The following is a 15066-nucleotide window of genomic DNA, read 5'->3' as shown; positions in this document are numbered from 1 at the left end:
GGCATTCCAGGTATTGGTGAAGAGATACTTGGCGCAATACAGCACGCTCCACATCCTAATCGACAATCCATAATGTAAACCTCTTAAAAATTAAGGGGGCAATTATGGTCATTTTGACGTGGATTGGAAGAGTGAAGAAAGAAAAAATAAAAGGGCGCGCTTAACATTACGCTCCCTTTTTGGTTTTTTGCTTTTAAATCATCGTGATTATTTTAAGAAACGGTTATAAACAAACAACAGAATAAATGCGCCTAGTGTTGCGGTAATGATACTACCAATGTTGACGCCAGTTGCTCCGCCGAAACCGAGAATGCCGCCAAGGAAGCCACCTACAAATGCCCCTGCAATACCAAGTAACATTGTTGCAATCCAACCGCCCCCATCTTTTCCTGGCATGAGCCATTTAGCAAGTGCGCCGGCGATTAAGCCCAAAATAATCCAAGAAATAATACCCATGAAAACTCCTTAATGCCTTCTTGATCAATTGAGTAATGGAAACTTGTTTAAGGATAGAACAGTAAAACGAAAGTAGTTGAATATCTCCACCGTTATGTGGGAAGGATGCAAGATCTTCTCAAAACTTGAACTTTTGCGTTGAGAAGAGTATAAATCGCCCCCTAAATTCCCTTGGTGAGACCTGAAGTATGAGCACTCCATTTTGGCAAAGTAAATCGTTAGAGCAGATGACAGAAGAGGAATGGGAATCTCTCTGTGATGGTTGTGGCAAATGTTGTTTGCATAAGCTTATGGATGAAGATACCGATGAAATCTACTATACCAATGTGGCTTGTAGCTGGCTGAACAGTAAAACGTGTTCATGTAAGGATTACCCAAACCGTTTCACTTCGGGTGAAGAGTGCACCAAGCTGACCCGAGAAGACATCGACGATTTTACTTGGCTGCCACACACGTGCGCTTACCGTCTGTTGGCTGAAAAGCAGCCTTTACCAGAATGGCATCCGTTGATTACAGGCTCTAAGTCCGCAATGCATGCGGCAGGGGAAAGTGTCCGTAACAAAGTTGTTTACGAGATTGATGTGGTGGATTGGGAAGACCATATTTTAAATCATCCCAACCGTCCTTAGTCGAATAAAAACAAGCCTTTCATTGATTAAATGAAAGGCTTGTTTGCTATTGGGGCTCCCAACTTTGACGTCTCGCTAACGAAATGCTGCTCAGTTTATTATTTAGTGTTGTAAACTTAGGAGTATGATTTCAACGCTTTACACTTCTATTCCTGATTGTTTTGATCAGGATTGTTCCCTATGAGGTAAACATGACGTTTCATTTCCCCCAGAAACTGCGCCTGACATCTTGGGTGACATTATTCGCACTTGCCGTCATTATGTTCTCCCCAATGGCTGTTCATGCGACTGCTACTGACGATATCCAAGAGCCTTCTGCTGCCGAAATCTCGATTGACAACTTGAACCGAGAGATTGTGGATTTATCCCAAAGCCTCTCGCAAGCGAGTGGCGACGAGCGTGACGCCCTTCAACTGCAACTATTCCAAAAGAATGAAGAATTAAGAAGCCAGTTAGCGTCAGCGATTGAACGTGAAACTATCTCTCGCGACAAGCTGATCTTGCTAGTTAAAAAACAAGAACAATACTCTGAGGACGCGACGAACTATCTATCGGAAAAAATAAAGAAAGTCGTCGAGGATTTAAATAAGGCTAAGGATGAAGAGAAGCTTGCTCTTGTTAACGATTATCGAGAGCTACAGCGTTATCTTGATGTTAGCTTCGATTCGAGCTGGCAAAATCTCGCTTGGTTGAAGGAGCTAGGGGCCCAAAACGAGCGCGCAGAAGCGGAACTAAAAGATAAAATTGATAAACGTATGCGCTTACTGTCTGCTTCAATTGAGTACTTGAGTCAGCAAAGTGAGATCATTGGCTCCCAACTTTCGTCTAGCCCAGAGTCGGAAAAAGCGTCGTTGCAACTTAGTCAGCTCATTACTAAACAAAGGCTAAATATTGCGACAGAAAGCTTACGCAACCTGATTTCAATTGGTGATAAAGTCGGTTTAGAAACGTCTGAATACAAACGCCAAATTTTTGAAGTGACGGGTAATATCACCCATGATTTACTGAATACCAAAGTTGTGTGGTCAATACTGAGTCACTGGTCCAACTCGGCACTGGATTGGTTTGCCGAGAATGCACCGCAGCATATCTTCCAGTTGTTTGTTTTTGCGCTGATTTTATTGATCGCTCGCGGACTGGCTAAGTTAACTCGCAAAGTCGTCCGTAAAGCAGTTGCATCGAAAAACTTAAAACTTTCCCACTTGATGCAGGACTTCTTTATCTCGATGTCCGGCAAATTCGTGTGGGTGATCGGTATCATGGTGGGCTTATCTCAGCTTGGTTTGAACCTAGCGCCAATCCTAACCGGTTTCGGTATTGCTGGTGTGATTATTGGTTTCGCGTTGCAAGACACGTTATCCAACTTCGCGGCGGGTATGATGCTGCTTATTTATCGCCCATTTGATGTTGGTGATTTTGTGTATGCTGGCGGTGTGGATGGCAAGGTAAGCCATATGAGTTTGGTGAACACCACAATCCGTACGTTTGATAACCAAATTATTATTGTTCCTAACAGCAAAATCTGGGGAGATGTTATTAAGAACGTCACGCATGAACGCATTCGCCGCGTGGATATGGTGTTTGGCATTGGCTATGCGGATGACCTCTTAAAAGCGGAGTCAGTATTGTCTGATATCATTACCTCTCACCCTTCGGTACTTCGCACTCCAGAGCCAATGATCAAAGTTCATACATTAAATACGTCTTCTGTAGATTTTATTGTGCGTCCTTGGGTAAAAACGGATGATTACTGGGATGTATACTGGGATGTGACAAAAGAAGTGAAACTACGCTTCGACCGAGAAGGTATTTCGATTCCTTTCCCACAACAAGATGTGCATTTGCATATGGTGGAGAAGCAAGACGCTTAATCACAGGTCCTAACAAGTGAAAGGCACTCTAGGTAGAGTGCCTTTTTTGATCTTCGGTTAGCGTTATTGTTACAGTTCGTCGAAGAACACCAGTTTCGGCTCGCATTCTAACAAGTTGTCGATCTGGCTAATCAAAAGAGCAAAGTGTTCTGTTTTACCATGAAGCTCAAATGCTTGTTGGTCTTTAAATTGCTCCTGAAAAACGAAGTGGCATGCATTGTCTTTATCTTGGAACAATTGATAACGAACGCAACCTTCTTCATTGCGAGTAGGTTCAAGCGCTTGGGTAAGTACCTCTTTCAACTCTTGTTCTTTTCCCGGTTGTGCATGAAAGGTAGCCGTCAAGTGCATCATAATGTTTACTCTTTTTGTTATAGGTAACGCCCTTGGCGTTGCAGGAACTCAATTTTGTAACCATCAGGGTCGGTTACAAAAAAGAACGTTGCTAAATGCTTTTGTTGATGGTCAAAGGCTTTGATGTCACCAGTTTCAATGCCGAGAGATTTAATGCGTTTGTGGGCTTGTTCAATGTCCTCCACGCTGACGGCAAGGTGGCCGTAGCCTGAGCCGTGAGTGTAGGGCTCACTTTGGTCGTGATTGTGCGTCAGTTCCAATTCAAAGCCAGTTTCTTGGTTGGCTAGATAGGTTAGAGAAAAGCCATCAAAGATGTATTGATCAGCGACTTCTAGTTCAAGTACGTCACAGTAAAATTGTAGAGAGCGGTCCAGATCACTTACTCGGATCATGGTGTGAATCATTTTTGTCATGGGTACTCCTTGATAGTCCGCATAGGTTAGCGATTTCAAAAGGAGTCTGGGTAGTACTCTAGTACGACAAATTAGAAGATGCTCAAGGGGTTATAATACGGATACATAGCTTAGGATGGTTATTGGTCGGTTGGTTGCTATTAACTGTTAAGTTGCGCAAGTGCTTGACGAGTGGTCTCTTGAGGTTGGCGAGCGTACGTGAGGCAGGCGCATCTGAGTAAGGAGGCAAAGTTGTTCACTTCACCATTGTATTCGAGTGCTTCTTGATAAACAGTGCTTATGAATTTAGGAACCGTCATGTTTTGAGCACTAGCGATTTCCTCAAGAATTGTCCAAAAGCTCGCTTCAAGTTTTACACTGGTCGCGTGACCATCAATACGGATAGAGCGGGTGATGAACTGATAGTTGTCTTGGGGTTGCTTAGCAAAGATTTCGCACATTTTCTTTATTCATATAATTAAAGACCCATAATTATTGTGGTGTACGATTTAAAACGTCAACTGTTTTCATGCATAAAAAAACGCTCCCTTGCGAGAGCGTTGAAACATCACGAGTTGTGAAGTAAGTGCAAGTTGATTATTTAATTTGTTGCTTCAAGTACTCGCCTAGTTGCGAGTGGTGCATGATTTTTGATACTGGAAGGATAGTTTCTGCAGGTCCCCAAGCAAATACGTTGACAGGAGTATGCGTATGAGTACCCGTCCCCCATACTGTGTTTTGCTTTGTTGCATGCTCACGCGCTAGCAAGTTGCCACGGTCGTTGTAAGGAAAGAAAGCATCAAAGTCATTGATTGTCGGAACGTTCTCTTCGCTTAAGTATTTGTGTCCAGCGAGTCGGTATGGATTTGGTTTACTTGCTAATACGCGTTCTGCTTGCTCAGGCGTAATCGAAAAATCGCTATTTGCGTTCACGACTTCCGCAAACTTCTCTGGAGTTTGCTCTTTCTTATCAAGCGCTTGGAATTCACTGATCATGCCGTAGTAACTTTTCTTTTGGTTGTATAAACCATCGAGGATCTCGAACTGACCAAAGTTGAAGTTTGGCGCGTAATCCTGATTTCTGAATGCTTCGCCGTCGCGTTTTTGTGGTTTAGGCAAGTTTGCTGATGAGTAGCTAAAGCCAAAAGAGCCGGTTTCGTGGTCAGCAGTAACAATGATCAGGGTGTCATCACGGCCTTTTGCCCACTCATAAACTGAGTTTACCGCTTCATCGAATTTAAGCATTTCATGCAGCATCGTACCTGCATCGTTACTGTGGCCAGCCCAGTCAATTTGGCCGCCTTCAACCATCAAGAAAAAACCGTCTTTGTCTTTTGAAAGAATGTCGATTGCTTTGGTGGTCATTTCTTTCAGCGATGGCTGCGTGCGTTTTGGATCGTTTTTGCTTTGACTGTAGGCAATACCATCGTTCATGCCCGAGTAAGCAAAAAGTCCAAGTAATTTGTCACCTTTAGCTTGTGTGAGCATATCGCGGCTGAAAGCTAAGCTATAGCCTTGGTCTTGCGCTTCGGCAAGCAAGTTGCGTTCGTCTTTGCGTTTCGATTTTAGGTAGACATTACCTTGAGTGAGCTTTTCAAGTTGCTCGTATGTCTCTCCCTTGTCGTTTGTCGACTTTGGAATCCAATGACGAAGTCCCCCAGACATCATCACGTCTACGCCAGTTTCGAGCATATCCGCCGCAATACTGTTTTCTAGTGAACGATGTGGTTGATGAGCGGCAAATGCTGCTGGCGTTGCGTGGGTCATGCGTGTATCAGAGACGAGCCCTGTTGCCTTACCTTTACTTTTGGCTTTTTCCAAAATAGTTTCGACATGGTTGCCTTGGCTATCAATGCCAATGACTTCAGAAGCGGTAGGGATTCCTGTCGCTAGCATCGTAGCTGAGCACGCAGAGTCGACGACAATTGCGTCTTCTGGATTGGTCAGTGATGATCCAATCACACCTTCTTGAGCGAGTTTGTATAATGCTGTGCTTTCGCCTTTGTAAACCGAGTTAGGTGCGTGTTTTGCGTAGGTCTCGAGTAAACCTACTTGTTGAGGACCCATGCCGTCGCCGATCATCAAAATGACGTTTTTGATTTCAGCTGAGAGTGCGTTGAAAGAGAGGGTAGATGCAGCCACTGCCGTAACGATTGGAGATACTAAGCGCTTCATTATATTTTCCTTGTTTATTGAAAGCGCAGGCATTAAAGCAATGATTTATGAAAGTTTTGTGTCGGTAATAAAAGTTTAACCAAATTGTCGTTTTTGTTTGGTTTTGCAGAAAAAATGAGTCGCTCTCTAACGTTCGTTAGTTTGGAAAGAAGAAAGCCCACAAACGTGGGCTTGGATTACGCTTAGGAGTTGAAAGCATGGACTAAAGTTATCCATTCAGTGCCTTCACAAGAAACCTAGTTTAGGGAGCAATAAACGAGCATGTATTATCGGGCCACAAGAGCGGTCGAATTCACTTACGTTTGCATCATATCGTTCTTTGGCTTATTAAATTATGGGCTGCAGTAAGTGTTTGGTTCAAATAGGATTTGTTGTCGTGACGATTATCAGACTGGTTATCAGACTAATGCCAATATGATGCCACCAACGGTAAGTGCCGCAGACAGGTATTGACCCGCAGAATATGAGCCATCCTCTTCTTTCTCGATTTTATCAGGGTGATCCATGCCAAGCGCACCATGCGTGAAAGATTCGACCTTTTCACCAACAGATTTATCTTCTGCTTCTATTTTTTTGCTGTCGTGCTCGATTTGTTGCAGAGCGGCAAGTAGCGCTTTGCCTTCGGTCGAAAGCGTCACCTTATTGTGTTCGACTTTCAGCGGCGAAGCACTAGTTTCTTCTTGTGCAATACTTGCTTGTTTAGAGGCGACAGGTTGTTTGGCATAGCTATTAACAGAAGTGCTTCCTACTGGATTCATCGAATACTCCTTGGAACATCGACACTCGGTCACTGAGTGCGGGTAAAAAGCAGTTATATTTTTATCGGCGGCAAAGTTTATTTCTGAAGCTATTTGGATAAAAACAGGTCTGCTTTTGCCGCTTCTAGTTTCTACTGGTGATCATTAGCAAAAAATAGACCAGCAGGAAGCAGACCCTTGTCACTCTATGAACTCGAAGCGGTGTGATGATGCAACGCAACGGCAAGGTAGTAACTTAAATTGAAGACCAGCTACTTACATTGAAGATCGTTATTGCGTTTAGTTAGATGTTGATATGCCGCCATGCGGTGAGCATCTTGTACATACCGTACTGGTGGTGCGAGAACCTCTAACTGATAGTCTGTATTATCAGAAAGCACGTTATCTGTTGGGCTAATTACAACCACTTTTAAGCTCGGGTTGCGGCTTAAGATTGATGCTGCCGTACCCAACCCTTGCTCGGTGTGAAACTTGCCCGCAACATGGACAATCTGAGCGCCTGGGTTGTCGTCTAGATAGCTAACGATAGATTCCGCCATAGTTTCATCCCAAGTAACTTGAGCTGCAAACTGTTTTTCCGTCTGCTCTGGCTTACCGTGATGCATGGATGCCATGAACTTTTCTTTGTACGGACTACTACCAGTGTTGATGGCTTGTGCAATGAACATCCGCTGATCATCATCGAGCTTGTTAATGTAATCTAGCCCTTGTCGACCAATGCATCGGACAATGCTCTTTGGTGCATTTGCTGCAATGACCGGGAGATTTTTCTGCTTAGCAAACTCCACGAGAGGGCGATAGTCGCTTTCATAATTGGGCCAAGCGTTGGCTTGTTTCATTAAGTACTGTTCGCCGATCTCCCCACGTAGGTAAGCGTCAACAACAGGTTGTTTGTCGCGGGTAAATTGTTCCATAGATAACGCGAGTGAGCGGTCGTAGGACGTAAGTTGTTTGAGCATATCGGTTTGAAAGCGATGAATGCCGGCGTGTGTGTGCCATTCACCAATAAGAATGACATCTGCTTGTTGCAGCTCAATTGGCAGTTTGCTTAGAGCGATGTGCTCGCCAGAAGGGGTGTATAGTTGGTAGTCGTAAAAACTAGTGACTTCCGCTGAGGTTGCGTGAGAGTTGGTGTGCGTATATGAAGAGCAACCAGTAAGTAAGCCTGCAAAGAGCAAGCTCAAAGTAGAAAAGCGCATTGAAAAGCCTCCAAAAATGTCCGGATGATATTAATGGAGGCTGAGCAATGAATCAATATAAATGATAACTATTTGCGTTTGTTGTTTTTTTGACGTATTAATTGAGTGTTTTTTTGCGATATACACGCAACATAAAATCAGCCTCACATTGGAAAAGTGTAGCGGATTTCAACTCTTCACGAAGAGCATCGGTTGCTTTCCATGCGAATGGCGTCATTTGCAATAAATCGACTGCGGCTCCGTTTTTCAAGTCCATAACATAGTTAAGATGCTGCTGGTGCTCTAATTCAAACCCTTCAATATGTTCTGGTTCTTCATTGTGAAGACGAACTTCTTGATAAATCCGCTCACGCAGTTGGTATAAGTGGCGACTAGCAGGAGTAACCGTGACAACAACGCCGTCGTTTTTTACAACGCGCTGCAGCTCCTCAGCTTTACACGGGGCATAAATGCGCAAAATGGCATCTAAGGATTCATTTGCGAAGGGAAGTCGGTGACTAGAAGCCACACTAAAGTTGCAGTGCGTGTAACGCTTCGCCGCGTAACGAATGGCAACTTTGGAAATGTCTAAGCCATAAATCGTGGCATGGTTCGCTTGTGTTTCTATCGTCTTTTGTACTTGATCTGTGTAGTAACCTTCACCACAACCAATATCTAATAATTGATGGGTGCTCCCCTCAGTGTATGTTGCACACAGCTGCGCCACTTCTTGGCGCATTGGGTTGTAGTAATCTCCTTCAAGGAATCGACGACGAGCTTGCATCATCTCTTTGTTGTCACCAGGATCTTTAGAACGTTTGTGGTGCGCTGGCATCAAGTTAACGTAGCCTTCTTTTGCTAAGTCAAACTGATGATTGTTTTCGCACTTAAACGTTTTTTCATTTAACGCTAGAGCTTGGTGGCATAGAGGGCATTGATAGTTCATGACGATCTCGAACAGAAAGTAGGGCGGCAAATTCTATCAAAAAGCATGGTCTCAAGTGAAACAAAAAGAGCCGACTGGGTCGGCTCTTATTAAGTATTAGTGGAAGAAGTCGACTTGCTCTTTCAAGTTTCGTGCTTGTTGTTGAAGTTCAATGGCACTTTGCGAGGTTTTTGCGCTCGTGTTGCGGCTTTCTCGGTTAAGTTCACTGATAGAATGGGCATTTGCTGCAATTTCTTGTGAAACTTGAGCTTGTTCTTCTGAAGTCGCTGCAATGGCGTCGGCTTGAGAGGCTATCGACTGCACTTGTACTGCGATGGCTTCTAATGCTGTGCCCGCGTCTTGTGCTTTGTCCAAGACCTGGTTTGCACTGCGTTGGCTGTCTGTCATCATATTAACTGCATTATGAGTCGACCCTTTTAGTTTCTCGATAATTTCCACGACATCCTGAACTGAGCTTTGGGTTCGGTGCGCAAGTGTGCGCACTTCATCTGCTACAACTGCGAAGCCACGGCCTTGCTCACCTGCTCGTGCTGCTTCAATGGCGGCATTCAAGGCAAGTAAATTGGTTTGCTCAGCAATTTCATCAATCATTTTAGTGACGGTTTGAATACTCTCGCTATCGCGATTTACTTGCTCGATAGCCGTTGCTGATTGATCCAATTGATCGTTAAGTTGAGCAACGTCGATACATACGCCTTCAACAATCGCGAGACCAGATTGACTATCAGTATTTGCTGAGCGTACGTTTTCCGCAATGCTTTCGACTTGTTGTGCGACAGATTGAGCGGAAGAGGCCATTTCTTCAATCGCTATCACAACTTGCTCGACTTCTTGTTGTTGTCGGTCGGCTTGGGTCAAATTGCTATGTGCATCGTTGGCAACGCTGGTGGAGTTGCTCTCCACTAAGTCGCTTGTTGAACGGATCTTACCAACGAGTTCATTGAGCTGACTTGCCATACTGGCGACACCCGAGCTCAGGTTCGTAATTTCATTCTTTGATGCTTTACGAGACGCTGGAATGTTCAAGCTGACTTCGCCGCCCGCTAAGCGAGTCATGTATGAGTTTAGAGTCGTGAGAGGTTGTAAGCTGCGATTCAAGAAAAGCGTCAGTACAACAAAAGTAATGATTGCCGCTACCGAAGAAATGATGGCAATGAGTGTGAGAAGCGTGTCGCTACCTTTTGTAACTTCTTTGATAAACGTACCGCCTAGCAGTTTCCAATTCCAACCTGGAACCTCTGTGTAGACAAGATACTTTTCGCCTACGTTACCTTGGTACTCGAAAGGGTAGCGAATTAATCCACTAGATTGTTCGAAAATCTGACCAAAAGGCTTGTGACCATTGTAGTCGGCGACTTCTAGTATTGACGAATCTGAGCCGCTTTTTGCTGGATGAAGTAGGTATTTACCAAGATTGTTGTCGTCGTTATCAACGATAATGGTGTAACCAGTGTCGCCCCATTTTATCTCTTCGAGTGCATCGAATAAGGTTTGTGTCGCTTGGTCTACTGGTAAGCCAATAAACGATAGGCCTGCTACCTTTCCTGTCGCATCTTTGATTGGGGCATAGTAGGTAATGTAGCGCTCGCCATACAATTTAATTTGAGCGTAATACGGTTGTCCTGCTTTAAGTTGCTGATAACCAGGATGGTTGATGCCTAGCGTGGTTCCGACCGCTCGCTGACCTTGTGGATCTTTTAGGGAGGTGGACACCCGAATAAAGTCGTCACCCAATGGTGCGAATAGCGTTGCTATAGCGCCGGTATCACGTGTGAAACTGTCGACCAACTTGGTGTCATTAATTAAGCTTTCACTGTATTGAGTGATGTTTGGTACTTCATGTCCCATGAAGTCAACCGTGTAATTTTCGACATAGACACCGGCAAGGTAGCCATTGCGAAAAGTAGATTCGAGGACTTTAGCGGTGTGCAGGTAAGCATCGAATTGGCCAGCAATGGTTTTTGCCATTGATTCTACTTTAGATTGGTGTTCTTTCAGTGTGCTTTCCAATAGAACATCGGAAGCGTTGCGGTAAACAAGCGCTGCAATACTGCTGAAAGCAATGAATAGACACAAAGTGATCACCAGTTTCAACTGGAATCCGACACTTTGATTTCGGTATCTCTCTAACATAGACTAATTCCTGATATTTTTATTATTTATGAGTTTTGTGTCGGTATGCTATCGGTTTATATGATCAATTTTTTTGATATTTATTAATGAAACCGTCAAAAGTGACCAGTAACCAATAAGTTAGTAAAGATAGGACCATCTAAGCAGAGCTTTTATTACAAAAAAAGCCGGGTATCCCCGGCCTTTATATGGTGATTCTTACTGCGCTGAAATGACAGTGACAAGTTCATGTGTCTCACCTGGTTGGAGCGTTTGACCTTGCTCAATACTTGGTGCATGAACAGCAGACTCCACACACAACATGGTTTGATAACCATCGTCAGCCATGTCACCCATGCTTTGCGCACCTTCTGCCCAAGGGTTCCATAATACTGCTGAGTTGTGGCCTTGGTTGTGTACGCTTAGCGTACGATCCAATACCGGGTCTTTTACCAAAATTTTCGCTTCTGGTTGCGTGTAAACGCGATCAATGGTGTCAGTTAGTTGTAGAACATTACCACCTTGGCATACCGCATCCGCTTTCAAGCTATCAATGTACTCGGCACCCATGCCTGTCGTTTGTGCTTGCTTAATGTCTCCAACGTTTAGGTAAGTATGTAATGCGCCAGAGAAGGTCCAAGCCTCGTCATCAATGTTCATGACTTTGAGCGTCACTTTTAGCTCATCGCCCACTTCAATCACCAAACGAGCGTCAAACATATGGGGCCAAATATCGTGGATTTCTTCTGTCGGGAACAGAGCAAGTTCAACAATCACACCGTTATGGTTCTCACGATGTTCAACCAACTCCCATTCTGCGGTGCGGGCAAAGCCGTGAGCTGGAGCAGCAATACGCCCAAACCAAGGCCAACAAACCGGAATACCACCGCGAAGAGCAGCTTTACCATCGAAGACAGCTTTTTCGCTCATCCAGATCAGATCTTCTTGACCTTCAGGCGTGAACGACACGACATGACCACCGTATAGCGAGATGCCTGCCGTTGCTTTGTCATGAATCACGCGGACGATTTTTATCTGATCAACTTCAACGATAGTGACGTTATCAGATAGCACCGTTAGGGCTGGGAGAGTTTTTAAATCCATGTGTAGTTTCCTATCGCTGGGGAGAGCTTTTAGACGCGCTTCGCACATTAAATGCAACATCGAGCCTGCATTCTCTCAAATTCCAGATACAAAAAAGGCGACTCTAGAGCCGCCTTTTCTTTAACGAAGTTATTCGCTAATTGCTAACTTTCTAATTACTTAGAGATGTGAGCGATTAGGTCTAGAACTTTGTTTGAGTAACCGATTTCGTTGTCGTACCAAGATACAACTTTAACGAATTTGTCAGTTAGTGCGATACCAGCTTTAGCATCGAATACTGAAGTGCAAACTTCGCCGATGAAGTCTTGAGATACAACTGCATCTTCAGTGTAGCCTAGAACGCCTTTTAGTTCGCCTTCAGAAGCTTCTTTCATCGCTTTACAGATGTCTTCGTAAGAAGCACCGTTAACTAGGTTAACAGTTAGGTCAACTACAGAAACGTTAGCAGTTGGTACGCGGAAAGCCATACCAGTTAGTTTGCCGTTTACTTCTGGAAGTACAACGCCTACAGCTTTAGCAGCACCAGTTGAAGATGGGATGATGTTTTGAGAAGCACCACGACCACCGCGCCAGTCTTTAGCAGAAGGACCATCTACAGTTTTTTGAGTTGCTGTAGTTGCGTGAACTGTAGTCATAAGACCAGATTCGATACCGAACTTGTCGTTAAGAACTTTAGCGATAGGCGCTAGACAGTTAGTAGTACAAGAAGCGTTAGAAACGATGTCTTGACCAGCGTAAGTGTCGAAGTTTACGCCGTTAACGAACATTGGAGTAGCGTCTTTAGAAGGACCAGTTAGTACAACTTTTTTCGCGCCAGCAGTGATGTGCTTACGTGCAGTCTCGTCAGTTAGGAAAAGACCAGTTGCTTCAGCTACAACGTCAACACCGATTTCGTCCCATTTTAGGTCTTCAGGGTTGCGCTCTGCAGTAACACGTACAGTTTTACCGTTAACGATTAGGTTACCGCCTTCAACTTCAACAGTACCGTTGAAACGGCCGTGAGTTGAGTCATACTTAAGCATGTATGCCATGTAATCTACATCGATAAGGTCGTTAATACCTACTACTTCGATGTCGTTGCGCTCTTGCGCTGCACGGAATACGAAACGACCGATACGGCCAAAACCGTTAATACCTACTTTGATAGTCATTATAGTTGCTCCACAACTTAATTTCTGATTAAAGATAACTGGTAGTAAAATTACAGAATCCAGTAAACATCTGCAAGTGATAATCGGACTTAACTTGTTTAAAGTCAAAAAAAAGCGACGCTTTTTTTAACAATTCTTTGCAAATGTACGTTTTTTAAACTTTTAACTGATTCTTCTGTAGCCCAGTTGGCGTAATATAACTGGTGAGATAAGTGCTCTTATCAAATTAATTACGCATGGTGTCCTGGTGAGAAAGTATGTGCTACAACTGTTAAGAGAAGCAAGTTTTTTGCTAAAAAAGTCAATACCAAGAACAGTAAATAAGGAGCCGAAAGTCGTGGAACAAAGCGGGAAAAAAGTGACGAAGTCAGATGAACAGTGGCGTGAGCAACTGTCTGATGAAGAGTTCCGTGTTTGCCGAGAGCAAGGTACAGAGCCTCCTTTCAGCGGTAAGCTACTGCATAATAAGGAAACTGGTGTTTATGCTTGTACTTGTTGTAATGCCCCTCTCTTTGTCTCTGATAACAAGTATGACTCTGGCTGCGGATGGCCAAGTTTTGATGCGCCTATCAACGATCAAGCGGTGCGCTATTTAGAAGATCTAAGTCACGGAATGGTACGTACAGAGATTCGTTGTGCAACGTGTGATAGCCATCTAGGGCACGTTTTTGAAGATGGTCCACAGACCACAGGAGAGCGTTTTTGTGTTAATTCTGTGTCGTTAATTTTCAACAAATCAGAATAATAACGACAAAATTGTGCTCGAGATTGTTTTATCCTTTCAGGATGATTCATGCTCAACAGTGATCTGAGTGTCGCTCGACTTAAATAAAAACTCCCGCTCATTGCGGGAGTTTTTCGTTTATATCTCACTGGGTATCATTGCTGGGGAATAGATACCTTTCTCTATGGCTTTCGCCACCGATTCGGCTAATTCATCCAACTGCTTATATCGCTCTGGATGACTGAAATTGAACATACGTTGGAGCTGCTTTTCATCAGCAAGCAGTACGTCGAATCTCTTCGCGACCATTGCCCATAGATACGCTTGCTCTTTGTCTCCAAGCCCCTGATGAATACTTGCCATTGACTTGAGAATGACCGGATTGATGTTGTCTTCATCAGATAAAGACAACGCGTTATTAAGAAGCTCCAGGGTTTTCTTGGTATCTCGGTTGGTATAAAAAGTGGCTAATGCATATTGCATCTCAGCATTATTTAATTGGGGAGACCCTTCCATTTGTAAAAATGCGCGCCGAGCTTGAGTATCTCCCGTTTGAGACCATAAGAAATACAAAGTAGCCGGGTCTTCTGAGCCTTTTAACTCGTTTACGATGCGCTCTAGCTCATCAATACTGTGTACCAATGCATTAAAGCGTTGTCTTTTGAGAGCACTTTGATCAATAGGGGTGATCTGGGAGGCGAGTTCTAAGCATTTCCTATATTCAGCGACCAGACCGTATTCGATGATTTGGTTGGCCTCTGATGGGTTTTTCAATTGCTCAAACCGATGCCAAACCAAATTTGTTCTTGGAATTCGACATTGGCCGTCATCCATATTGAGCTGCTCGCAACGCAGCTCTGGTGTTTTTTGGCACAACTCTTCGGTTGTCACGTTACCTTCAAAACAGCCCGATAGCGCAAAACATGCGAGGCTGAGAAGTAACCAGTTTGTTCTTTTCATGGCTTTGCTTGTGATCCGTTACACCAATTCATTTTCGTATTCTTGACTCAGTTTCTTAACCCGTTATGTTCTGTAAATAGAATGTAATAAGAAGGTACACTATGGACGCAGAACAACTATTACAAGCGATGACTCCAGAAGTTTATGATCGCTTAGTGTATGCAGTAGAAACGGGAAGATGGCCTGAGGGTACAACACTTTCTAAAGAGCAGCGAGATTCGTGTATGCAAGCTGTGATGTTGTATCAATCAAAACA

The 15066-nt window shown here is 44.0% G+C and carries 16 protein-coding genes and 1 pseudogene; 4 read left to right on the top strand and 13 right to left on the bottom strand.

The genetic code is table 11. The annotated features are described in order from the left end of the window. Together R8269_RS22580 and R8269_RS22575 are read right to left on the bottom strand one after the other, a co-directional pair. A pseudogene (locus R8269_RS22580) lies at positions 1-71 on the bottom strand (YkgJ family cysteine cluster protein); the annotation flags it as partial. A 136-nt stretch (positions 72-207) separates the two neighbouring features. Next, the gene (locus tag R8269_RS22575) at positions 208-456 is read right to left on the bottom strand and encodes a GlsB/YeaQ/YmgE family stress response membrane protein (RefSeq protein WP_005380625.1); all 249 of its coding nucleotides are present in this window, start codon (positions 454-456) and stop codon (positions 208-210) included. 188 nt (positions 457-644) lie between these two features. Between R8269_RS22575 and R8269_RS22570 the strand changes: the two genes are divergently transcribed. Both R8269_RS22570 and R8269_RS22565 read left to right on the top strand, forming a co-directional pair. Then, positions 645-1085 (top strand): YcgN family cysteine cluster protein, encoded by a 441-nt coding sequence (locus tag R8269_RS22570; RefSeq protein ID WP_005384948.1) that lies wholly within the window; start codon positions 645-647, stop codon positions 1083-1085. A 191-nt stretch (positions 1086-1276) separates the two neighbouring features. Further along, positions 1277-2956, top strand: a complete 1680-nt coding sequence (locus R8269_RS22565) for a mechanosensitive ion channel family protein (RefSeq protein WP_005380681.1) — start codon at positions 1277-1279, stop codon at positions 2954-2956. Positions 2957-3025: 69 nt separating this feature from the next. Here the strand turns inward: R8269_RS22565 and R8269_RS22560 are convergent, their stop codons facing one another. The 10 genes from R8269_RS22560 to gap all read right to left on the bottom strand — a co-directional run bounded on the left by R8269_RS22560 (position 3026) and on the right by gap (position 13126). Beyond that, complete coding sequence (locus R8269_RS22560) at positions 3026-3310, bottom strand: putative quinol monooxygenase (protein WP_213880855.1); 285 nt, start codon at positions 3308-3310, stop codon at positions 3026-3028. Between the two features lie 17 nt (positions 3311-3327). Further along, positions 3328-3723 (bottom strand): VOC family protein, encoded by a 396-nt coding sequence (locus R8269_RS22555; RefSeq protein ID WP_005380685.1) that lies wholly within the window; start codon positions 3721-3723, stop codon positions 3328-3330. 140 nt (positions 3724-3863) lie between these two features. Continuing rightward, positions 3864-4163, bottom strand: a complete 300-nt coding sequence (locus R8269_RS22550) for a ribbon-helix-helix domain-containing protein (protein ID WP_005384938.1) — start codon at positions 4161-4163, stop codon at positions 3864-3866. A 136-nt stretch (positions 4164-4299) separates the two neighbouring features. Beyond that, on the bottom strand, positions 4300-5877 hold the full coding sequence (locus tag R8269_RS22545) for an alkaline phosphatase (protein WP_318222664.1): 1578 nt from the start codon (positions 5875-5877) through the stop codon (positions 4300-4302). 398 nt (positions 5878-6275) lie between these two features. After that, on the bottom strand, positions 6276-6635 hold the full coding sequence (locus R8269_RS22540; protein ID WP_053349598.1) for a hypothetical protein: 360 nt from the start codon (positions 6633-6635) through the stop codon (positions 6276-6278). Positions 6636-6886: 251 nt separating this feature from the next. Beyond that, positions 6887-7834, bottom strand: coding sequence for a ChaN family lipoprotein (locus R8269_RS22535; protein WP_053349599.1), 948 nt, complete (start codon positions 7832-7834; stop codon positions 6887-6889). 97 nt (positions 7835-7931) lie between these two features. Continuing rightward, positions 7932-8759 (bottom strand): 23S rRNA (guanine(745)-N(1))-methyltransferase, encoded by an 828-nt coding sequence (gene rlmA / locus R8269_RS22530; RefSeq protein ID WP_062730495.1) that lies wholly within the window; start codon positions 8757-8759, stop codon positions 7932-7934. Between the two features lie 96 nt (positions 8760-8855). Then, positions 8856-10892: a methyl-accepting chemotaxis protein gene (locus tag R8269_RS22525; protein WP_206949292.1), complete on the bottom strand. Its 2037-nt coding sequence runs from the start codon at positions 10890-10892 to the stop codon at positions 8856-8858. Positions 10893-11090: 198 nt separating this feature from the next. Next, positions 11091-11975: a D-hexose-6-phosphate mutarotase gene (locus R8269_RS22520; RefSeq protein WP_017635820.1), complete on the bottom strand. Its 885-nt coding sequence runs from the start codon at positions 11973-11975 to the stop codon at positions 11091-11093. A 155-nt stretch (positions 11976-12130) separates the two neighbouring features. Next, positions 12131-13126: a type I glyceraldehyde-3-phosphate dehydrogenase gene (gene gap / locus R8269_RS22515; protein ID WP_005380697.1), complete on the bottom strand. Its 996-nt coding sequence runs from the start codon at positions 13124-13126 to the stop codon at positions 12131-12133. A gap of 337 nt (positions 13127-13463) precedes the next feature. Here gap and msrB point away from each other — a divergent pair, with 337 nt between their 5' ends. Continuing rightward, complete coding sequence (msrB, locus tag R8269_RS22510; protein ID WP_005380698.1) at positions 13464-13871, top strand: peptide-methionine (R)-S-oxide reductase MsrB; 408 nt, start codon at positions 13464-13466, stop codon at positions 13869-13871. 117 nt (positions 13872-13988) lie between these two features. Here msrB and R8269_RS22505 read toward each other — a convergent pair whose 3' ends face one another. Beyond that, on the bottom strand, positions 13989-14810 hold the full coding sequence (locus R8269_RS22505) for a DUF2989 domain-containing protein (RefSeq protein ID WP_258476869.1): 822 nt from the start codon (positions 14808-14810) through the stop codon (positions 13989-13991). Between the two features lie 101 nt (positions 14811-14911). Between R8269_RS22505 and R8269_RS22500 the strand changes: the two genes are divergently transcribed. Continuing rightward, positions 14912-15066: YeaC family protein (locus R8269_RS22500; RefSeq protein WP_318126382.1), on the top strand; the 155-nt coding region annotated here is incomplete at its 3' end.

Source organism: Vibrio sp. Vb0667 (assembly GCF_033391095.1).
This window is presented reverse-complemented; position numbering and strand designations above follow the sequence as displayed.